Here is a 20,505-nt window from a genome sequence, read left to right as displayed (position 1 = left end):
AAGTCATTGAATGAAATAACCCAGAGCATCCCGATCTACGTAAATATTGAATCCGTTACTTTTTACGCTCTGACTTCCGGCGAACTCTCTACTTTTACTTGATCACCAGCGAGTTCAGATTTCTGCTCGGTCACTTCTGAATGTGCCGTGACTACATGGTTTTTTCCAGTTTTATAGCAGTGCGAAAATGCTTTATCGGATAACTCACTTCGAAAGTCCTGATAAGCCCATCGATAGAAAGAAATCACCATAATGATCAGAACCGGAATCATGGGCAGAGCCACCAGAATGGTTGATGTCTGAACGACGTTTAATCCTCCGACCGATAGCAAACCGACACCGACAATACCCAAAATGCACGTCCACAGCACACGGTTCCAGCGCGCGGGTTCCTGATAGCCTGAAATCTCTTTAGTGCTGATTGCAGATAACATGTATGCCGAGGAATCCACTGTCGTTGCGAGAAAAATGAAGCACAGAAGCGTAAATACTGATATCACGATCGTTGGGGAAGGAAGAGTATTAAGTATTGCAACCACGGTTGCAGGTATACCCTGTTCACTCAGTATTTTCTGTAGCCCCATTTGCTGGTTTACTTCAAGGTCAATGGCATAGCCACCCCAGATTGCAAAGAAAACCCAGCATCCGACACTTCCCCAGATGACACCATTAAGGACAAGCTCTTTCACTGTTCGACCTCTGGAAATTCGGGCAACGAAAAGTCCCATCATCGGTGAGTATGCAATCCACCAGGCCCAGTAAAAAATGGTCCAGCTTTCGGGAAAACCACCTTGAGCAATCGGGTCTGTCCAGAAGTTCATTCTTGGAAAATTGTTTAGGAATAACCCAAAGCTGTTCGACCAGAGGTTGAGTATAAATACGGTAGAACCAGCAAACAGCACGAATACCAACAAAACAAAAGCCAGTATCGCATTGACGCTGGACAATGTTTGTATGCCTCGGTTGAGACCTTTATACACACTCCAGCCAATTAACAAGGTCCAAAGCGCCAATATAAACATTTGTAGTAAAAACGAATTTTCGACCTCAAAAATCGCCTCAAACAATTGAGCTACAAGCGGTACGGAAAGACCCAACGAAGTGCCTACACCGCCTACGATTGAAAAAACGACAATGACATCAATAATTTTACCAATCGGACCGTCGACTTTGCTTCCCAGTATGCCTCGGCAGGCTTCACTTAATCTCAACACTTTCGCCCGACGAACGTAAAGAACGTAACCAACAGGCAGCGCGGGCAGTAAATACAGAGCCCAAGGAACAACACCCCAGTGAAACATCGGATACATTGCTGCCCATTCCGCGGAAGTGGCAGAATTGGCTTCGATGCCAAACGGTGGTGAGGAAAGGAAATACAAAGGTTCGACAAACGCCCAGTTACAGATAGAAATACCAATACCGCCACAAAACAACATGGCTATCCAGGGCAATTTCCTGAACTCGGGCACTTCATCAGGGGCACCCAGTTTTATCTTTCCTAATGGACCAAACGCGACCCAGAGCATAAACACAAAGCTACTGACACCAGTGAGCAGGTAAGCCCAGCCAAATTCGCCAGTGATCCAACTGAAGATTTGATTCACCACTCCACGGCTTTGTTCAGGAAATATTGAAAGAGGCAGTACGAGTGCCAGTATGATCGTGACGGATGGCCATAGAATCGCGCCATCTATGGCCAGAGAGTTTGAATCCGTGTTTTCATTTGCTTCGCTATGATTTGTCATAAGAATCTCCATTTCTAGTTCGTTACTATTAAGTACACAGAGCTCTATCCATTTGCTCTCTGGGTGACGCTATGGCATCGGATATGCTTTCCTTCTATTTCATGACCAACTTGATAAACGCATCGGCAGCGACAACACCTTTTCCCGCCGGTCGCACGAGAATGGGGTTAATGTCCACTTCTTCGATCTGATCCCAATGCGCCATGGCAAATTCGCTTACTGCCATAACCGCATCAATCAGAGCTTCAATATCTGCCGTCTTCTGATTTCTGTATCCGTATAAGAGCTGGCTTCCTCTGAGTGATTTAATAGCTTCTTCTATCTCGACTTGATTCGTAGGAAGCAGCAGGGTCCTGCTGTCGTGAATCAGATTGACGAGAATTCCACCACTTCCTACCACCAGCGCCAGCCCGAATTGTTCGTCTCGCTTTAACCCGACAATCATCTCTGCGACCGTGTCTCTGATCATGGGTTCGACCATAAACTGATAGTCAGCAATACCGCATTGGTTTAAACGATTTGCCATCGTATTGGCGGCGGTTTCGCAATCCACTGCCCTTGTAAGATTTAAAGCGACCGCGCCTGATTCGGTTTTATGGATTAGTTTTTCGCTCACACCTTTTAGAACAACCGGGAATCCAACCTTCTCAGAAGCTTCAGACACTTCCTCCAAGGCACACGATTTCCCAAGGGGTATTGAGAGACCATATTTGCGAAGAAGTTGTTTGGAATCCCACTCATTAAGTGACTCACTGATTCCATTCAAAGAGGAGGCTTTTCTCAGAACGAGGGTATCTGATGGAGTTTGTTTCAGAAGTGCCTGCCTTTTCTGGCTGTAACCAATAAGATTTGCCAGTGCTGAGACCCCATCCTGAAGCCCTTGAAGCGGAGCAATACCTGCATTAATCAGGCGTTTGCGAATATTTTCAGGAAGCAGCTCGCTGAGGTTACAAATGACAACAGTGGTTTTTTGTACCTCAAGGTGGGCATCAATAAGGGCATCGACGGTAATGTTCCATTCAGTCATGTTCTCGCTGCTCTGATCCGGAAAATCAAGCATAAGAATCGAAACATCAAAGTCTCCCGACATCACGGTCTTAAACACTTTAGTGCAGGTTTCTCTGTCTCCCCAGATCGCGGTATTGTAATCAAGAGGGTTGGAGATACTGGCAAACTCTGGCAGCAAACTGTTGAGATCGGCTATTTGGGCTTGGCTGAGCCCGGGTAAGAGAACATCGTGCTTATCCAGACGGTCTGCAAGCATTGTACTGTCGCCACCAGAGCAGGTCAGCGCGCTCACTCTCTGAGTCCGAGGGAGTTTGCAGATCGACGCAATCTTCAACGTCTCCAAAAGCTCAGACAGGGAATACACCCGAATCACCCCTAAGCGTTCAAACATCGCCTGATACATGTCATCTGAACCAGACAAAGAGCTGGTGTGGCTCATGGTCAGCTGGGTTCCAACATCTGATGTGCCCGCCTTGAAGACAATCAGTGGAACCCCTTTTGTCGCGGCCCGGATTGCAACCTTGCTGAAAGCTGAAACGTCTTTAAGACCTTCCAGATAGATCCCAATGGCACGAACCTTGGGATTATCCAACAAAGGGGTCACAAAATCGCAGACGTCCATAACAGCCTGATTTCCGACACTTATCACGTGAGTAAAGGGCACCGAACGTTCGTTCATGGTCAGATTGAGGGCAACATTTCCACTTTGGCTAATGATCGCAACACCGCTGTCGGCATTGTCTCCGCAAACACGATCCGGCCACAGTGTCACACCATTAGTGAAATTCAGCAGACCATAGCAGTTGGGTCCCACTACTGCCATATCGCCAGCCTGACGAACAAGCTCTTCCTGCAGCCGTTCCCCGCGAGATCCTGCTTCTGCAAAACCTGCCGCGTAGCAGACTACGCCTCCGCACCCTTTCAATCGCAGAAGGGAAACAACTTCCACACTCAGTTCTGCATTGACCGAAACAAAAGCAGCATCGGGAGATCCAGGCAGTTCCGAAATCGATCGATAACAAGGAAAACCCGCGACGTCACTATATTTTGGGTTGACCACCCACACGTCACCATCAAACCCTCTGGTTCTAATGTTTTCCAGCGGTTGCGTTAGGTTTTGACCGCCAATAAAAACAATGGATTTAGGCGACAGCAAGCGTTGAATATTTTCGACTCTGGTCATCAGTAAAACTCACTTCTATTCTGAATATCTGTTACCAGCGGGTGTAAACACCCAAACCACGTTTTTTTATCTGACCAGCAATAATGACTCGCTGAATCTCTGATGTGCCTTCCCAGATACGGTCAACTCGCGTATCGCGCCACAAGCGCTCAACGGGCTGTTCTCGCATGTATCCCCTGCCCCCCATTATCTGGAGTGCGGTATCGCAAACCTGACCAACCATCTCGGAGCAGTGAAGCTTCAGTGCTGCGGCTCGGGCATGTTTCATTTTGCGATCGTCGCTTTGGTCGATCTCCCAGCTCAAACGATAGAGCATCGACTTCGCTGCCATGATTTTTACTGCAATATCAGCCAGCATGAATTCAATTGCCTGAAAGTCTCTAAGCGGCTGACCGAATTGCTGCCGACCAGCAACAAACTGGTTAGCCTCTTCGGCTGCCCGAATAGCACCTCCCACACAGCGAGCCGCGATACCCAGCCGGGCTTCAACAAACCAGTCCTTTGTTAATTCATAGCCCTGACCCACCTCTCCCAGCATTTCTTTGTCGGTGAGGAAAACATCTTTGAAAACGAATTCTGGATGCTCAAAGGCGAAGTGATGGGTGTAGAGAGGGGTTCTTTTTACTTCGACCCCGGGTAGGTCTTTGTCGACAAAAAATACGGTAGGTTTGTCCGGATCCCCGTCGACATGAGCATGAACCAGTATGTAGTCGGCAATGTCTCCTAAGGTAACGAACCACTTTTCGCCATTGATAACCCAGCCACCGTCGACTCTGTCTGCTCTGGTCGCACATTGACGGGGATCAGAGCCAGCATCGGCTTCTGTGATGGCATAAGCATCGCGACGCTTACCCTGACAGGTAGGGATTAGATACCGTTCCTTTTGTTCCTGGCTGGCAAATTTCATCGGATATGACGGATACCAAAGTGCATCCCAAATCGCACCCGTTGCCATTCCCAACTGTTCATTGAGAAGAGTCTGTTCAAAAATGCTAAATTCCTGCCCGCCGTCTTCCCGGCTGTGATTTGGAGCATTAAATCCCCATTCCACAACTTGTTTTTTTATCTCTTCGTGGGTTTCCTTACTGATGCCATCATTTTCTTCACACTCTAATTCATGTGGAAACAGAACCTGTTCTGTGAATTCTTTTGCTTTTGTCTGTAATGCTAAGTGTTCTTTGCTGAGGTTGAAGTCCATTCCTGTGTGCCTCTAAGTCGATTTAAGTTAAGTTTTATTTTCAAAGTGGTTAACCATTTGTTAACGATATCGGAGAGTGTTAGGTGTCTGTTTACTAATAAACGACATGTTCTTTTAAATTGGTGACAAGAAAACATTAAAGGGGTAGCCATTAGTCAATGCCATTGATATGGCGCAGAGATGAAGGTTTATGTCACCTGAATGAAACAGTTCTTTTGTTGACTGAGGTTTACTTTCTGAAGGCTCTGTTCTTTTTCAGAGCCAGAAAGAGTTTCGAGACCAAATCAGGTCCGACAGATGGAATGGACTATAAGGACAGTAAGGATGACTGCTTCTATAAAAATACAGCAACAGAACCATATCTTGATCGTGACACTCGACAGACCCAAGGCAAACGCAATTGATAGCCATACTAGCCGGGAAATATACGAAGTGTTTGAACAGTTCGAGAATGACAACTCTCTTGAGGTGGCCATCGTCACTGGTGCTGGAGAGAAATTCTTCTCCGCTGGATGGGATTTGAAAGCGGCTCTGAATGGAGAAGCCGTCGATGAAAACCATGGTCCCGGAGGATTTGCGGGCATCACTGAGTACTTTGATGTAACCAAGCCAGTTATCGCGGCGGTAAACGGGTTTGCCGTAGGGGGAGGTTTTGAGCTTGCTCTGTCTTGCGATCTGGTGATCGCGTCTGACAACGCACAGTTCTTTCTCCCTGAAGGACAAATTGGAATCGTCCCTGATGCAGGTGGCGTTTTCCGCTTGTCTGAACGGATTCCCAGAGCAATTGCAATGGAGATGATGCTGACAGGAAAGCGCCTCAATGCCACTGAAGCTTACTCTATGGGGCTGGTTAATGACGTTGTCTCACCGGATGAATTAATGAGTGCAGCGGTGGCCCTTGCGGAACGAATTCGCAAAACGGCTCCTTTGTCGCAAAGAGCCATTAAGGAGTTGGTTTCCATTTCTGAGCGCCATGATATTCAGACCGCATTCGAAATACAACGAAGCGGCAGTTTGAAAAACTACAGTCAAATGCTTCGGTCAGAGGACGCAAAGGAAGGAGCAATCGCCTTTGCAGAAGGACGAGAACCCGTCTGGAAGGGGTGTTAACAATGAAGCATATATTTCGTGAGAAGCTGTTCGATGGTCGGGTCGCTTTAGTCACAGGCGGCGGCAGCGGGATCGGCCTTGAGATTGCGCGTTTAATCGGACAGTTGGGAGCAAAGGTTGTCATTGCCGCGAGGGATATTGATCGTCTTAACAACACGGCAAATCAACTTAGGGATGAAGGCATCGACTCTCACGCTGCCGAGGTGAATATTCGAGACGCGGAATCCGTTGCAGACCTATTCCGGCAGCTTGAAGAAAAATCAATTAGTGTTGATATTCTCATAAACAATGCTGGTGGTCAGTTTACTTCACCTGCCATCGATATCTCTTCAAATGGATTTAAGTCTGTTCTGGATCTGAATTTACAAGGTACTTTTCATATGTGTCAGGCATTTGCCAAACACTCTAAACCGTCCATTCGAGATTTGAGTATCGTTAATATTGTGCTTTGTCTCGAACAGGGAATTCCTGGAATGGCTCATGCCGCAGCCGCCAGAGCGGGTGTTGTAAACCTTACCAAAACACTGGCCTGGGAGTGGGCAGATAAAGGAATCAGGGTTAACGCCATTGCTCCTGGAACCATAGATACTGAAGCCCTTAAGCAGTATGACTTTGACAACCTTCAATCGGGTATCAATCAGTTGCCATTGAAGCGAATCGGGCAACCGTCAGAGATCGCACAAGCAGTTGCCTTTCTGGTATCTCCGGCTGCGTCTTATATAACGGGTATCTGCCTCGCCCAGGATGGAGGAGAGCATCTGACTGGGGCATCACCACAGATTTAGAGTCATTGGTCTCTGTCTTCACTTGGTGATACTTCAAAAAAGTTTTTGTAACTGGTTGCAAAATGAGGGGCTGAATTGAATCCGCACGCAGCCCCTACATCTGAGATACTCAGGCGAGTTTCGCGCAACAGATGTCGAGCGCGCTCCAATCTTAGTTCCAGATAATATCGCGAAATGGTTTTGTTAAAATTCGCCCTGAAAAGACGCTGCAATTGTCTGACCGAGATATGTGTTTTCGCGGCAAGCTCTTCAGCCGTCAACGGGTCATCAATATTCGTTTCCATTATCGAAATGACATTTAATAGCCTGGGATGATGAATATTGAGTCGCGAAACCAAATCTATCCGCTGGCTCTGAGACTTAGGGCGAATTTTACTTTGAATAAACTGCTCGCAAACCTGAAGGGCAACATCTCGTCCCAGTTGTTGCTGGATGATGAAAAGCATCATGTCGATTGAAGATGTGCCTCCTGCGCATGTCATCAGATTTCCGTCAATTTCAAAAAGCTCATATGAAATCTTTGCTGAAGGATAATCTTCAGAAAACGCTGGAATGGCTTCCCAGTGTAAGGTGACTTTTCTGTCGCGCAACACGCCAGCTTCTGCTAAAAAGTAGCACCCCGTATCGATTGCCCCTAAGGTTGCTCCTGACCGAAACGCCAGTTTAAGCCAACGCGTGATTTTTTGCGTATGATAATTTTGTGGATGAAAGCTTGAACAGACAAAGACATTCTTGGGTAAATTGTCAGTACTAATTTGAGATGACTGGTTAATAGTGAGTAGATTGCTTGCCGCAACGGGCTCGGTACCTTCGGAAAATAATTCCCATTTGAAAATTTCGCGCCCAACAATGCGATTCGCAATCCGCAAAGGTTCTATGGCGGCTACCAGTGCTATCATCGCAAACTCAGGAATGAGCAGAAAAGAGAGAGTAATCGAACCATCATCATTGGGTTTCATTGTCTTAATTACGCGTTATTCGTCCATAAATAATGCTAGCCATGATAATCAAAGTTACCTACCTTTTCGCAAAATCGGCGAGTTTTCTTAGGTATACGACAAACATTAGAGGTACTTTTCCAAGCCATGACATCTTCCTTAACTGTCGCGACATTTAACCTATTTAACTTCATCGTGCCACCTAATGCGTTTTACGAGTTCGATAACATATACAGCCGCGACGAATGGCAAAGAAAATGCGACTGGACTGAAAAAGTACTTCGTGAAACATGCGCTGATCTTATTGGCTTTCAGGAAGTATTCAGCGCTGGGGAACTTGCTCAGCTATGTAAACGGCAGGGCTATTCTCATTTAAAAACTGTCGATACTCCGGCTGTAGAAAGTGATTACGTGTATTTCAGCCCCGTCACTGGGTTGGCATCTAAACTTCCCATCCATTCCTGTTCCGGGTTGAGAATAGACAAGCATGTTCGGAAAGCACTTGGGTTTGATTCCAGTGTCAGGTATTCGAGAATGCCACTTCACGCCACAGTCCGTCACCCTAAGCTGGGTTTGATCGACGTTGTAGTTGTCCACTTAAAATCTCAGCGCCCAATGGAACTCGAAAATGAAGGGGCGAATTATTCTCGCTACACGAGTGACTATATTGGTTCCGTTCTGTCTAGCCAGCAACGTAACGATGAAGCCATAGCACTGAGGTATCAGCTTAGACAAATCAAAGCTCAAAATAAACGTCCAATGATTCTGATGGGAGATATGAACCAAAACATAGGGTCACCATCCGTTCAGTGTTTAATTGAACCACAACATCATGTTGCCGACTGTGACAGTCAGAAACTCTACTTACAGGATTCCTGGCAGATTGCAAAACTTGATACCCCGCGCCAGCCTTCTCACTATCACGGAGAAAGCGGAAATGTTCTGGATTATATTCTTCTATCCCAGGAGTTTTCGAGTGCAAAAATCCAGCATAAAACCCTCGATAAACATCTCGTACAACCTGAATATGATGAAGATTCGATGAGCAGCGATCATGGCATTGTTGTTGCTTTGATAGAAATGTAAATTAACCATTGATTTTGCTTAACTTTTTTCGGTATGTTGATTGTTCATTCATTCAAAAGATGCAGAAAAATGAACTGATACATGTAGAAAAAGGAGAGCAGTATGGAAATTATAATCCGACCAACAGAAATAAAAGATGTGGATGCTTTGTGCGAGATTTACACCCAGCCAAAAGCACATCGTGAAACCTTACAGCTCCCTTTACCTTCACCGCAAATGTGGCATAAACGCATTAGTAATATTCCTGAGCACGTTTATACATACGTCGCAGAAGCAGATGGCAAGGTGGTGGGCAATATCGGTTTTGAGCACATGCAGCGCCCTCGGCTTAGGCATGTCGGTCGATTTGGGCTTGGCGTTCACGACGACTATCACGGAAAAGGGATTGGCAGTAAGCTGATAGAAACCATCATTCACCTTTCGGACAAGTGGCTGAACCTTCGCCGCATAGAGCTGGACGTGAATTGTGACAATGAGCCCGCCATTGCTCTGTATAAAAAGTTCGGGTTTGAAATCGAAGGCGAAGCAGTCGATGCGTCATTCAGAGATGGCGAATTCGTCAACGTTTACCACATGGCGCGTATCAACCCAGCACACAAAAATTAAAAGTGCAGACATGAAGCAGCGGCTATACCGCTGCTTTTTTGAATTTAGATTACTTACACACAGAAATGACAGTCTTCTTCCGAAAGACCGAACACTCCCGAGCGTTTTTTCACATGCTCTTTACCCGCTTCGATTCCCATCTCATAACCAGCCAGTAACGTACTTTTTCTCATAGTGAATCGACCCACTTTGAAATGCTCGTCTGGCGCAATAACACGAACAACACAGCCTTTCGGTGGCTGACGGATGAAATCCAGTGAGGCGTTATAGTTTTTAGCCCGCTGCTTCATCGCCTCGGCAATGTTTGGGTAACGTTTTAGCAGTTGGTCCATCAGTTTTGGAAACTTCATCTCTGGCATGTTGTAGGACAAGGGGTGAGACAGGATAACGGTAATGTCTCTGGCACCTCGTCGATAAGCCTCTCGAACCGGAATTGAGTCCGCTACGCCACCATCGGTGTAGCATCCACCAGAGAAGCAAGGCGTGGTGCGATAAGCAATTGGTAGTGCCGATGTCGCTTCCATAACATCTGCAATATTTGACGGCTTTATACGATAGTAATCGGCATTTCCTGTCACGGCATTGGTGACCGCAGCGAACATAGGGATAGACGAAAACAGAAGTTCTTCATCAACAGGATAAAGAGCATTCGCTTGCTCCCATAACCATTTGACATCCACTAAGTCTCCCCCACGCACAAATCTGGTTGGATTGAAAAAACGTTTTTGGGTCGCAAGTTCAGTGATGACGCGTTGACTGCGTTTGGGAAATTTAGCCAGATAGCCAATGAGGTTGGAAGCACCGGCAGATACACCAATGGCAAAATCGTAAGGCATAAAATCGTCAATCAGAAAGGCATCCAGAACACCGCTAGCAAATATCCCCCGCATTGCACCACCTTCAACGATCAATGCTCTATTGCCCGATATTTCACTTAACTCAGCCATGCGACAGTACCTTTATTCTTTTGTAAACGCTGATTTGACCACGTTTACAGAGTACTGCAGGGCTTGCTATTGATAAATTAGATAATTTCTATCATATCAATCGATGTTTTCGATGGTCACAAATCAAAGTGAAGACGCTTTCCGCTTCAAAAGTAAAATAAACCTTTAAAATCAGTGGCTCACCAAACAGTTTTTAGCTTGATTACATAATTGAAGCTGCAAAGTCCCCGATTCAACATCCACATTTCGCAGTATCGAATCTGAGAATTCTAAGTAGTTTTTTATGTAGGGGTAGATAGCTTTAAAAACGCTCTCTTTGGCTGAGAAAATCAGAGTCGCAAACTGCTGTGGTGTAAGTCCACTTGTTGGCTGCCAGTCCATTTCGGCATCAGAAGCAAACATGGGCATTAGCGTTTGGACTTGCGATTCATCAATCAGGTTTTCTACATCTAGCCCTAACATAGATACTTCACTGTCACGTGCAACCGTAGCAAGGGCTAAGTTGTCAGTGTGGGAGATACTTCCTAAGTAGCCTTTGGGCCAAATAGGTGCCCTATGCTCACCAATCGGAAGTTTGGTGTGAGTGACTCCCAAGTCTTGCAGAGCCTCCCTGGCGACAACTCTACCAGCAGTAAACTCGGCTTTCCTTTTTGGTACAGCACGGTTCATTTCTTGGGGCAATTCAATGGCTAATTCGGAAGAATGAGAATCAGAGTATTGGGACACATCAAACTGACGCTGCCAGATTTTGACAGGTCCGAGTGTTCGGATTTGTAATTCAGCCAGAAAAGACATTTTAGTGGTTACTTTCCTAGTGGCACTATCATAGGCGTATGGCTAACGGGATCATCTATGATAACGCTGTCCAGACCAAATACCTTCTTGACCAGAGCAGCATCGATCAGGGTTTTAGGCTCACCTTGAGCAACAATCTCCCCTCCGGAAAACGCAATAAGGTGATCAGCGTATCGACATGCCTGATTCAGGTCATGCAGCACGGCAACAATGGTGTGTTTCTTTTCTCGGTTAAGGCTTCGGAATAATTCCAGTAAATCAATCTGGTGAGCCACGTCCAGATAGGTCGTTGGTTCATCCAGCAAAACTGTCGGGGTTTTCTGTGCCAGCACCATAGCGATCCAGACTCGTTGCTTTTGTCCACCAGAAAGTTCATCCACCTGCCTTTCAGCCAGTTCTGTCACACCAGTATCTTCCATCGCCTGAGATACCGCTTCCTGATCTTCCGGGCTCCATTGCTTAAATAGCTTTTGATGGGGGTAACGCCCACGAGCTATAAGATCAACAACACGAATACCATCAGGCGCCTGAGAGCTTTGAGGCAACAAGCCTAATTCTCTGGCTAATTCTTTTGCTGGCATTTCCTGAATGTTTTTACCATTCAGACACACTTGCCCGTGAACAGGTTTTAGCAAACGACACAGACTTCTTAGCAACGTAGACTTGCCACAACCGTTAGGTCCAACGATTACTGTGAACTTTCCTTCGGGAATACTGAGTTCGAGATCTTCACAGATGACCCGATTTTCGTAGGCAAGTTTGAGGTTCTCACCCTTTAACCGAAATGAAGTGTTGAATTTGGTTGGTGTAGATAGGGTCATAACTTTCTGATTTAACGGTATTAAAAAAACAAAGCAGCATTGAGAGTATCTTCCCCTCAATGCCGCTCAAACGCAACGAATTCTTATTGTGTAATGACTAATGCATGACGAGCATTACACAGTTTCAGAATCGATAACACGTCCTTTTATGTCTTCAAGCAGCTGGTCACCCCTAGCAGATTTCGCAAATTCGGCAAATAGAGCACTTGTTGTATCAGACAGAAGCTTGACCTGTGCTGGGCTGTAGTTCTTAGACATGTAACTCATCATCACACGCAGAACCTGTTCGCCGTTAACCACTTCTTCTAATACTTCAAATTGCAAACCTAAACCTGATTCGCTTTTATCCGGGTCAACCTGTTGGAAGTCCAGTCGATCGCCGTTAGGTAACTCAAGAGCACCGTTAAACTTATTCTTTGCGTGAAGCTGAATGAAGACTTCGAACATGTGACCTTCAACATCGGGTTCACCACCGACAAGCCCCTCTTCGATAAGATCAATAGGGATATCTGTATATGGCATCGATTCGTTGATATTGTTTTTAACCTGAGCAATCAAATCAGATACCGTCTGAACACCTGCAAATTTAACCAGATGAACTACGATAGTCGTGAAATACCCGATTGTATCAAAGTACTCCGCGTCTAATCGCCCTGCTGACGGTGTTCCGACAATTAACTTTTCAGGTGCTCCTAAGAAGTGTAGAGATGTCGCAATTGATGCGTAAACAACGTTAAAGAGAGACGCACTTTGAGATTTAGCAAGAGTATATAACCCCTCCCTAACCTCTTTTTCAATCTGAATTTCAACCCATCCACCTTCTGCTACAGAAGTTTCGCCTTTACCTTTCAGAGGGTGATCTTCTGGGAAAATTGGTTTCGCCCAAGGCACGCCTTTTAGGTTGTTTAACCAATAATCTAGATGTTTTTGGTTCATTCCTGAACTTCTCTGCTGACGGGCAAATTCGTGGAATGGTAACGGTTCGCTTCTCCAAACTGGGGGGTTACCTTGCAAACGCTGCTTATACGCGTGTACCAGTTCATCCATCATTAAATTCACAGACCACTCATCAAGTACAATGTGATGGAATAGGAAGGAAAGGAATTGAAGCCCTGTTTCTTTGCAGCGAATAAAACGCACTCTAAGTGGCAGTTCATTCTCTAAATCAAAAGCATGACCAGCTTCTTGTTTAAGAAACTCATCTCTATCTTCAATTTCACATTCATCTGAAGTCCAGAACCACTTGTAATTATCGATTTCCCTTGCGTCAACGACTTTTTGAAGTGGAGATCCGTTATCATCAAAGAACTGGCTACGTAAGCCTGTATGGCGAACAAGAATATCTCTATATGCTTCTCCAAATACAACTTCATCCACTTCATCAAGAAAACGTAATGCAAATGGCAAATTGAAAATCGTATCTAGACCAAATTTTGAGTACTTGGTAATCGCCTTCCAAAGTGAATTTTGTGCAAATGACAATGGCGCACTAGAAGTCCCAACTTCAGCGTCAAGCTTTTGCTCATCAGTCTGTTCAGAGTCATGAACCACAGCATGTTCAGCCAAAGACTGAGCTGTTGGATAACTAAATAGATCGTTTATATTGACTTCTATATTGTAGGTTGTCAGTAAACGTCCAATTACCCGAGTGGCAATAAGGGAGTGCCCTCCAAAATCAAAGAAATCATCAGTTGCAGTCATTGAATCTGATGCCAATGCTTCTTTAAATTCAGCCAAAATAAGATTAACAGTGTCGGATTGCTGATCTTCAACAATTTTTGTATTCACGTCTAAGGGCTCAATATCTTTGTCACTCTTAGCGTGTTTTGCCAGTTCAGCTGCAGTTGGATGACTGAATAAATCGTTAATGTGAACTTCTATTCCATGATTGGTAAGCAATCGACCAATCACTCTGGTTGCAATTAACGAATGTCCACCGAAATCGAAAAAGTCATCATCCTTCGTCATATTCTCCGATGATAATGCCTCACGAAACTCAACCAATATCACATCTGAAACGGAATGAGTTTGCTCATTGACCTGGCTAGGTAATTCGCTAAAAGCTGTATTCTGCGCCTCAGTAACTGGCTTAGCCACTCGTTCACCACCAATGTACGCAATGAACTGCTCGAATAAGTAAGCACCGATATGAGGTGAAACGGATGAGGCTGTAACAAGTTCAAAACTCAGTTCACCTTGTCGATCAATACCGACACCCAAGGAAATTTCAAACTTAGGTTGAAGAGGTGCGACTGGTAGTTTTTTTGCTTCTATGTCTTCAAGTGATAGATACTCTGCCGGATTGACGAGCCAAGTCACCAGAGCCGCAGATTCAGCAACCGTATCAAAGCTGGCTTCTGATTGATCTGCAGAATTTAAGTGCGCCGCAACTTCAGTGATCGCTTCACCAAGATCAACGTTCAAATTGCCTAAATTCAAATGGGTCAAACCAGACTCAATCATTGAGCCATTGATTTCGTGATCTTTTTGGCTAATGTCTACTGGAATAAATACATTCAGGCTGTCCAGACCATTAGATTCTGATACATATCGGGCAAACAGAACTGCCGTCGCTGAGAGGATTTCTACCTCACTCATCGCTCTTCCAAAGCGTGTTTCGTAGCTGCTTCTTTGGATAGACGTCGAGAACTTTCTTGAAACTGGTGCTTGTAGGTAAGACGAAATGTCTTCGCTGACACCCGTTTGTACCAATTCAATGTCTTGTGCAGATCGTTTAATCCAAGGCAAGCGGGAGACCGATAGGTCTTGCGTTTTTGACAGTGGAGTAAAACCAGTCAGTTGCGTGTGTCTTGCTGGGTTATCTATCGCGGAAAGACCATGGTTGTACAAAGAACTCAGCACCTCAAAAGTCTCTTTCCAAGATACCTCACCGTTCAATATTTGGTGGGAAATCACACCCAAGACGATCTCTTTTTCTTCACAAATATAGACCGTGAACTGGATCGGATATTGGCTTTCAAGAGCGATAGGAGTTGATTGCTTACTTTGAAGATGGAAAATTGCGCCCTGAACAGAATCTACGGCTTCAATATTGATGGTGTGAGACGCAGAGTTCCCTCCCGATTTCAACAATCCAGCATCTTCATCAAACTGATAGCAAACATTAAGGGATGGCACAAATTGAGGAAGTTTGCTTAATGCCGCCACCAACCTACCGATGTTTGTTTTCCCTATGAGGTGGTATGCTGCCGAGTATTGACTTGTTCCATCTTCGTTTTGTTGATGGTGCATCCAAACTCTCTCTTCAAATTCCGTTACTGCGTTGCCACGCCCACTCTTTTCCTGTAAGTGGAGCTTGTTATTTGTCATGTTCCTTTCTCCTACTCTGAATGAGTCCAGAGTTGTCCTTTAAGGGAGCCAAAGCCGAATGATTACAGAGACTAGTACTGCTAGATTGGGCTTTCATATTTAGGCGATTGAAAATCAGGGAAGTTACTTTATTCTCAACAAATCTAAATGTAAAGTATTCTCATTTGCATAAATGAAAATTAAATAAGATTCATATGAATAATTTAAAATTGTCTTGATCGTGTTAATAGCCAAATCAAGTAAATGCCACCAACAATACCTGTCATTCGACCGATGGGAACACTTGCTTGGAACGGCAACCACTGAATCAAAATGTCCGCCATTAAGACCAACATTGCGCCCATTAGAGCAGAGGAAAGTAGGGATAGTGCTCTTGACTGCCTTAGTCTTGTAACGAGTTGAGGGGCAGCCAACGCTATGAAAGCTATCGGACCTGCTGCGCCTGTTGCCAATGCAGCTAATACTACTGCGAAGAAAATCATCGAAAGGCGAACCCGCTCAACCCGAATTCCCAGTTGAGTCGCGATATCGTCCCCCATCTCTATCATGGACAATGGACGCTTTAATATCATCATCACGGGTAACAGCAACAAGACACCAATAAGTACAGGGTATACGTGTGTCCATGTTCTGGCGTGCAGAGAACCCGCAAGCCAAAGGTTAGCCATTATTGCGTTATCCAGATTGCCCTTTACGAGCATTAAACCATTAAGCGCGCTGAGAATAGATCCTATACCAATACCGGTCAGTATCAATCGATACCCACCGACAACTCCAGCTTTTACAGCCAACAGATAAACGATAACGGCTGTGAGAATTCCGCCTATAATTGCGGCTAATGCAACTTCGAGCGCCCCTTGTTCAAACAACACTATTTGAGCAATTGCCCCCGTTGCAGCGCCAGTCGTAAAACCAATGACATCCGGCGAACCGAGAGCGTTACGTGACACTGACTGAAATACCGCACCAGATAGCCCCAATGCCGCGCCAACAAAAACGGCGGTCAGAACTTTTGGCAACCTGATGTTAAGGATGACCCGTTCTTTAACGCCACCTTCGCCCATCCCAAATATTGCTTCGACAACCTGAATAAACGAGATATTGAATTTGCCAAGTGTCATTGAATAGGCAGAAAGCACACAAACAAACAACAGAAGTATTGATGCTACAAAGATGTGTACAGGCTGATACGAAATAGAAAAACGACCAAAACGCCAGACAAAGCCATTATTCAACTGATAAGAAGAAAAAAGTTGATTAATCATAGTTGGGAAATCTTCCAGCGTTTAACCAAGAATATAAAGAATGGACCTCCAATCAATGCAATCATGATTCCCACGCTTATCTCATTAGGGTAACCAATGATTCTCCCTAATACGTCTGCAACTACAGCCAGAATGGATGCTATAAGTAAGGAAAAAGGCATTAACCAATTATGATCAGGACCGGATATCATACGTACAATATGGGGGGCAGTAAGGCCAACAAAAGTGATCGGTCCTGCAGCTGCTGTTGAGGCACCGGCCAAAATAATGATAGCTATTGAAGCCAGACTCCATATTTTCAAAGGATTGACACCAAGGGCATGGCCTATATCTTCTCCCAGTGATACGGTATCCAAAGCTTTGCTTAAAGAGAACGCGATAATCATCCCTACAACAATTAACATTGAGGTTGGAATAACTACATCGTAACCACGACCTTGAAATGAACCTACTGACCAGTGCCGGAACTGCTCAAACACCATCTCATGACTGTTAACAGTAATCATATGAGTTAACGCAAGTAATACGACCGACAACGCTGTACCAGCCAATACTACCCGGACAGGATTGACCCCTTTTCGGACGCCAGCAAGCAAAAACACACCAGCCCCTGCAATCGCAGCCCCGAGCAAGCCAAACCACATGACGTAAACCACTTCATAGAGGTCAAGAAACGCTATCGCCGAAACCACTGCAACGGCAGCCCCTGCATTAACACCCAGTATTCCAGGATCAGCCAGAGGGTTGCGTGTTAAACCCTGCATGACAACCCCAGATACGCCTAGGGCTCCGCCGACTACGATAGCAAGAAGCGTTCTGGGAATTCTCAGGTGCTGAACAAGAAGATGGTCACTATTGCTCTGATCAAACGAGAATATCGCATCCAATGTCACGCTAGGTGAGATGTAGTGCGTTCCGATAAAAAGACTGAAGCAAGAAACTACAAACAGTAGACCTAATCCAATAAAGAACCAAGTACGTCTTCTTTTGTTTCTTGAATCTTTAGACATAATTGAAGGAGCAGCGTTGGTCTTTGCTGTCATCTCAAATATCCTTTATGCATTAGCCCGAATTATTCTGGTCGCCAAACCTTTCAACGATTCCATTAACAATTTCCATCGCACTATACATGTCGATTCGAAACGAATTCATACCCAAGCCAAAAACTTGTTTTTTCTTTACAGAGGGAAGGTTTACAAGAATAGGATCCTGCATAAACGCTTCTGCGCTTTTGTCATTCGCCTCTAACAAAAAGGTAGTCTGAGCTTTAAGCTGCGTAAGGAGCTCAAAGTGTACTCGCAAGAAATCGGAAAGCGGAATTGTATTATCATGCCATTGGCGATTCTGCACCTCCATGTTAAAACCAAGGTCAGAAAGCAACTTCGCGTGAACTCCTGTTTCCAGTGCAATAGCGTTGGTCGCTCCCGCGCCATAATAGGCAACAATATTTGTCTCTCCTTCAGGGATTCTTATTTTACTCTTACTTTCTTCTATAAGTAGGTCGAATTCATCAATACGTTGTTTCGCTTGTTTCTCTAGCCCTGATGCGACTCCAAGCTTGATAGCCAAATCCTGCCAAGATTGGGCAGTGTAATCCAATATGATCGTAGGTGCGATTTGTTGAAATTCTGCTACTTGCTCTCTGGCCGAATCGGCTCCTCGCCATGCAACAACAATTAAATCGGGCTCGTAAATATACGCTGATTCCAAATCAACGCTGCCTGCAGGCCATATGCTTTCAACCTGTCGCTGATTAGCCAAGTCTGCCCATTGCTTAAAAAATTTACCTTCATAGTTAGAAGCGCTAGCAATTAGAGGCGCATCAATAGCAAGTAAAGTTCCGCTTATCGTCACGGATGTAGAAAGAATCCGTTTAGGTTTGGCAGGAATAACTGTTTCGGATCCATCAGCATTCACAAATACTCGAGGATAAGCGTCGGAGGCGTTTAACGTGTTATTTGCAAACACATTTGAGGAAAGTAAAGCCATGCAAAAAATAAAGCATTTAGTTATAAAAGTAATTCTCATTTCGGTTATCATTTACAATTATCTTACTATATGAAGGGGTTATAACTGGATTCAGAGTTACTCTATATCATTTGCTTAGGTTTTTAGACCCTAGGTACTTGTTCTGAATGACGTTAATCTCGGGATATGCTAACTACTTTCATATCGATAGATCAAGATAAATCCCTGAGAAACCTCGTCAAAAACAGTTGATGCTAGTGCGATACCATTTCAAAGGTTTTGCTGTAATAAAAAGGATAATTAGAAGATGAAAGAGAATAAGCAGCTTTGCGTCGGTATGGCTTTAGCCGCTAGCTGGATGACCAAGAATGGTTGGCGTCGCAGCAACAGCGGCATTGAAGATCTCTACTCTACCAATTTCTATGTTGAGCTCGCTAAAAAAGCAGAAAAAGCCAAATTAGATTTTCTGTTCAGACCAGATACGTTATTTGTGAATACGGCAGTGCTAGATTCAGAACCTGGTTTTAGTAGCTTGGATCCAATGGTTCTCATCGCGACATTGGCACGTGAAACTGAAAAAATCGGTCTCATCTCAACAGCATCCACAACCTATAACCCTCCCTACGTTGTTGCTCGTCAACTGCAATCTCTGAATTGGGTAACCAAAGGGCGCATCGGTTGGAATGTCGTCACAGCTATCGACGGAAATAAAAACTTTGGTGAAGACACAATGATGTCTTCTGAAGAAAAATACATAAAAGCTGAAGAGTTTACTAAGGTCGTACAAGAACTTTGGCAAAGTTACCCGAACGAATCACTGATTATGGACAAAGAAACTGGTCACTATGCGGACACGAGCCAAATCTCCCCAATTGAACATAAAGGGGACTACTTCTCTGTAGAAGGTCCTCTGAATGTTCCTGGTCACCCAAGTGGTTCTATTCCTCTTTTCCAGGCAGGTTCATCCAATTCAGGGAGAAACTTCGCGTCTCGCGTGGCAGATGCTGTTTTTGCCGCAACACCTGACATCGAAGCAGGTATTGAGCTAAGAAAAGACCTAAGAAAACGAGCAGAGACACAAGGCAGAAACCCAGACCAAATCAAGGTGTTTCCGGGCATTAGCCTGTACCTGGCTGAAACTAAAGAAGAAGCAGAAGAGCTCTATCAGGAAACTCATGCCCAAGTTCCGCTATCTCGGAAGTACAATTATGTAAAAGAAGCGATAGGTCTGGATATCAGTTTACTATCAGAAGAAACGATTATTACCCCTGACATGCTTCCAAAATTAGATAGACAGGTGAGAAGCAAAACGCACTCAGACCTAATCAGACGTCTGATCGAGCGAGAACAACCTACTGTAGCTGAACTTCTGAAGCGACCAGAGGTTGCAGGTTCTTCGCATTGGCTCGTAGTAGGTACGCCAGAAGATGCCTTCAATGAGATTGAACAACGTTTCCGGGCAGGCGCAGCCGACGGTATCATTGCCGTTCCGGGCGGCTCCATCGAATCAATGAATTTGTTTTTTGGCAAGCTAATGCCGATGCTTTCGGAGTCAGGAATGTTCAGAAAGGAGTATCAGGGTTCGACTTTGCGTGAACATTTAAACCTATAGATTTCATACCCTTAATACTGTCAAATTCAGTTCGCAGGCAAGCAACTCAATTTTATATGGTTAATTAAAAACAGCTGAACCATCTGGTTTGGTTCAGCTGTTATTAAC

General features: G+C 44.9%; 16 protein-coding genes. 5 read left to right on the top strand and 11 right to left on the bottom strand.

All coding sequences use genetic code 11. The annotated features are described in order from the left end of the window. Positions 1–62: 62 nt before the first annotated feature. The 3 genes from QMG91_RS21290 to QMG91_RS21280 all read right to left on the bottom strand — a co-directional run bounded on the left by QMG91_RS21290 (position 63) and on the right by QMG91_RS21280 (position 5,134). Positions 63–1,745 (bottom strand): BCCT family transporter, encoded by a 1,683-nt coding sequence (locus QMG91_RS21290; protein ID WP_281832025.1) that lies wholly within the window; start codon positions 1,743–1,745, stop codon positions 63–65. 94 nt (positions 1,746–1,839) lie between these two features. After that, positions 1,840–3,936 (bottom strand): acetate--CoA ligase family protein, encoded by a 2,097-nt coding sequence (locus tag QMG91_RS21285; protein ID WP_281832024.1) that lies wholly within the window; start codon positions 3,934–3,936, stop codon positions 1,840–1,842. Positions 3,937–3,967: 31 nt separating this feature from the next. Then, entirely contained in the window at positions 3,968–5,134 is a 1,167-nt protein-coding gene (locus QMG91_RS21280; RefSeq protein WP_281832023.1) for an acyl-CoA dehydrogenase family protein, read from the bottom strand. A gap of 324 nt (positions 5,135–5,458) precedes the next feature. Here QMG91_RS21280 and QMG91_RS21275 point away from each other — a divergent pair, with 324 nt between their 5' ends. Together QMG91_RS21275 and QMG91_RS21270 are read left to right on the top strand one after the other, a co-directional pair. Continuing rightward, on the top strand, positions 5,459–6,244 hold the full coding sequence (locus QMG91_RS21275) for an enoyl-CoA hydratase-related protein (RefSeq protein WP_281832021.1): 786 nt from the start codon (positions 5,459–5,461) through the stop codon (positions 6,242–6,244). Between the two features lie 2 nt (positions 6,245–6,246). Continuing rightward, a complete protein-coding gene (locus tag QMG91_RS21270) occupies positions 6,247–7,029 on the top strand; it encodes an SDR family oxidoreductase (protein ID WP_004401047.1) in 783 nt (260 codons plus the stop codon). A gap of 2 nt (positions 7,030–7,031) precedes the next feature. On the opposite strand, the gene QMG91_RS21265 is transcribed toward QMG91_RS21270, so the two are convergent. Next, positions 7,032–7,988, bottom strand: a complete 957-nt coding sequence (locus tag QMG91_RS21265; protein ID WP_281832018.1) for a GlxA family transcriptional regulator — start codon at positions 7,986–7,988, stop codon at positions 7,032–7,034. Positions 7,989–8,114: 126 nt separating this feature from the next. Between QMG91_RS21265 and QMG91_RS21260 the strand changes: the two genes are divergently transcribed. Further along, on the top strand, positions 8,115–9,053 hold the full coding sequence (locus tag QMG91_RS21260; RefSeq protein ID WP_281832016.1) for an endonuclease/exonuclease/phosphatase family protein: 939 nt from the start codon (positions 8,115–8,117) through the stop codon (positions 9,051–9,053). 102 nt (positions 9,054–9,155) lie between these two features. Next, positions 9,156–9,659, top strand: a complete 504-nt coding sequence (locus QMG91_RS21255; RefSeq protein WP_022611175.1) for a GNAT family N-acetyltransferase — start codon at positions 9,156–9,158, stop codon at positions 9,657–9,659. Positions 9,660–9,712: 53 nt separating this feature from the next. Here QMG91_RS21255 and QMG91_RS21250 read toward each other — a convergent pair whose 3' ends face one another. The 7 genes from QMG91_RS21250 to fepB form a co-directional block, all read right to left on the bottom strand. Further along, positions 9,713–10,606, bottom strand: a complete 894-nt coding sequence (locus QMG91_RS21250; protein ID WP_281832012.1) for a patatin-like phospholipase family protein — start codon at positions 10,604–10,606, stop codon at positions 9,713–9,715. A 171-nt stretch (positions 10,607–10,777) separates the two neighbouring features. Continuing rightward, positions 10,778–11,401, bottom strand: a complete 624-nt coding sequence (locus QMG91_RS21245; protein WP_281870343.1) for a 4'-phosphopantetheinyl transferase family protein — start codon at positions 11,399–11,401, stop codon at positions 10,778–10,780. A gap of 8 nt (positions 11,402–11,409) precedes the next feature. Then, positions 11,410–12,222: an ABC transporter ATP-binding protein gene (locus QMG91_RS21240; protein WP_281832008.1), complete on the bottom strand. Its 813-nt coding sequence runs from the start codon at positions 12,220–12,222 to the stop codon at positions 11,410–11,412. Positions 12,223–12,336: 114 nt separating this feature from the next. Continuing rightward, complete coding sequence (locus tag QMG91_RS29010; protein WP_409351280.1) at positions 12,337–15,552, bottom strand: condensation domain-containing protein; 3,216 nt, start codon at positions 15,550–15,552, stop codon at positions 12,337–12,339. 203 nt (positions 15,553–15,755) lie between these two features. Further along, on the bottom strand, positions 15,756–16,817 hold the full coding sequence (locus QMG91_RS21230; RefSeq protein WP_281832006.1) for a FecCD family ABC transporter permease: 1,062 nt from the start codon (positions 16,815–16,817) through the stop codon (positions 15,756–15,758). Then, positions 16,814–17,860, bottom strand: a complete 1,047-nt coding sequence (locus tag QMG91_RS21225) for a FecCD family ABC transporter permease (RefSeq protein WP_281832004.1) — start codon at positions 17,858–17,860, stop codon at positions 16,814–16,816. The genes QMG91_RS21230 and QMG91_RS21225 overlap by 4 nt, the downstream gene beginning before the upstream one ends. Before the next feature lie 19 nt (positions 17,861–17,879). After that, entirely contained in the window at positions 17,880–18,845 is a 966-nt protein-coding gene (gene fepB / locus QMG91_RS21220; protein WP_281832002.1) for a Fe2+-enterobactin ABC transporter substrate-binding protein, read from the bottom strand. A gap of 247 nt (positions 18,846–19,092) precedes the next feature. On the opposite strand from fepB, the gene QMG91_RS21215 reads away from it, so the two are divergent. Then, the gene (locus QMG91_RS21215; protein WP_281832000.1) at positions 19,093–20,397 is read left to right on the top strand and encodes an NtaA/DmoA family FMN-dependent monooxygenase; all 1,305 of its coding nucleotides are present in this window, start codon (positions 19,093–19,095) and stop codon (positions 20,395–20,397) included. Positions 20,398–20,505 lie beyond the last annotated feature (108 nt).

Source organism: Vibrio nigripulchritudo, assembly GCF_027924785.1.
Lineage (GTDB): Bacteria > Pseudomonadota > Gammaproteobacteria > Enterobacterales > Vibrionaceae > Vibrio > Vibrio nigripulchritudo.
This window is presented reverse-complemented; position numbering and strand designations above follow the sequence as displayed.

Coding starts and splice junctions, on each gene's coding strand:
- QMG91_RS21290 (WP_281832025.1), bottom strand. CDS start 1,745: ATGACAAATCATAGCGAAGCAAATGAAAACACGGATTCAAACTCTCTG.
- QMG91_RS21285 (WP_281832024.1), bottom strand. CDS start 3,936: ATGACCAGAGTCGAAAATATTCAACGCTTGCTGTCGCCTAAATCCATT.
- QMG91_RS21280 (WP_281832023.1), bottom strand. CDS start 5,134: ATGGACTTCAACCTCAGCAAAGAACACTTAGCATTACAGACAAAAGCA.
- QMG91_RS21275 (WP_281832021.1), top strand. CDS start 5,459: ATGACTGCTTCTATAAAAATACAGCAACAGAACCATATCTTGATCGTG.
- QMG91_RS21270 (WP_004401047.1), top strand. CDS start 6,247: ATGAAGCATATATTTCGTGAGAAGCTGTTCGATGGTCGGGTCGCTTTA.
- QMG91_RS21265 (WP_281832018.1), bottom strand. CDS start 7,988: ATGAAACCCAATGATGATGGTTCGATTACTCTCTCTTTTCTGCTCATT.
- QMG91_RS21260 (WP_281832016.1), top strand. CDS start 8,115: ATGACATCTTCCTTAACTGTCGCGACATTTAACCTATTTAACTTCATC.
- QMG91_RS21255 (WP_022611175.1), top strand. CDS start 9,156: ATGGAAATTATAATCCGACCAACAGAAATAAAAGATGTGGATGCTTTG.
- QMG91_RS21250 (WP_281832012.1), bottom strand. CDS start 10,606: ATGGCTGAGTTAAGTGAAATATCGGGCAATAGAGCATTGATCGTTGAA.
- QMG91_RS21245 (WP_281870343.1), bottom strand. CDS start 11,401: ATGTCTTTTCTGGCTGAATTACAAATCCGAACACTCGGACCTGTCAAA.
- QMG91_RS21240 (WP_281832008.1), bottom strand. CDS start 12,222: ATGACCCTATCTACACCAACCAAATTCAACACTTCATTTCGGTTAAAG.
- QMG91_RS29010 (WP_409351280.1), bottom strand. CDS start 15,552: ATGACAAATAACAAGCTCCACTTACAGGAAAAGAGTGGGCGTGGCAAC.
- QMG91_RS21230 (WP_281832006.1), bottom strand. CDS start 16,817: ATGATTAATCAACTTTTTTCTTCTTATCAGTTGAATAATGGCTTTGTC.
- QMG91_RS21225 (WP_281832004.1), bottom strand. CDS start 17,860: ATGACAGCAAAGACCAACGCTGCTCCTTCAATTATGTCTAAAGATTCA.
- fepB (WP_281832002.1), bottom strand. CDS start 18,845: ATGAGAATTACTTTTATAACTAAATGCTTTATTTTTTGCATGGCTTTA.
- QMG91_RS21215 (WP_281832000.1), top strand. CDS start 19,093: ATGAAAGAGAATAAGCAGCTTTGCGTCGGTATGGCTTTAGCCGCTAGC.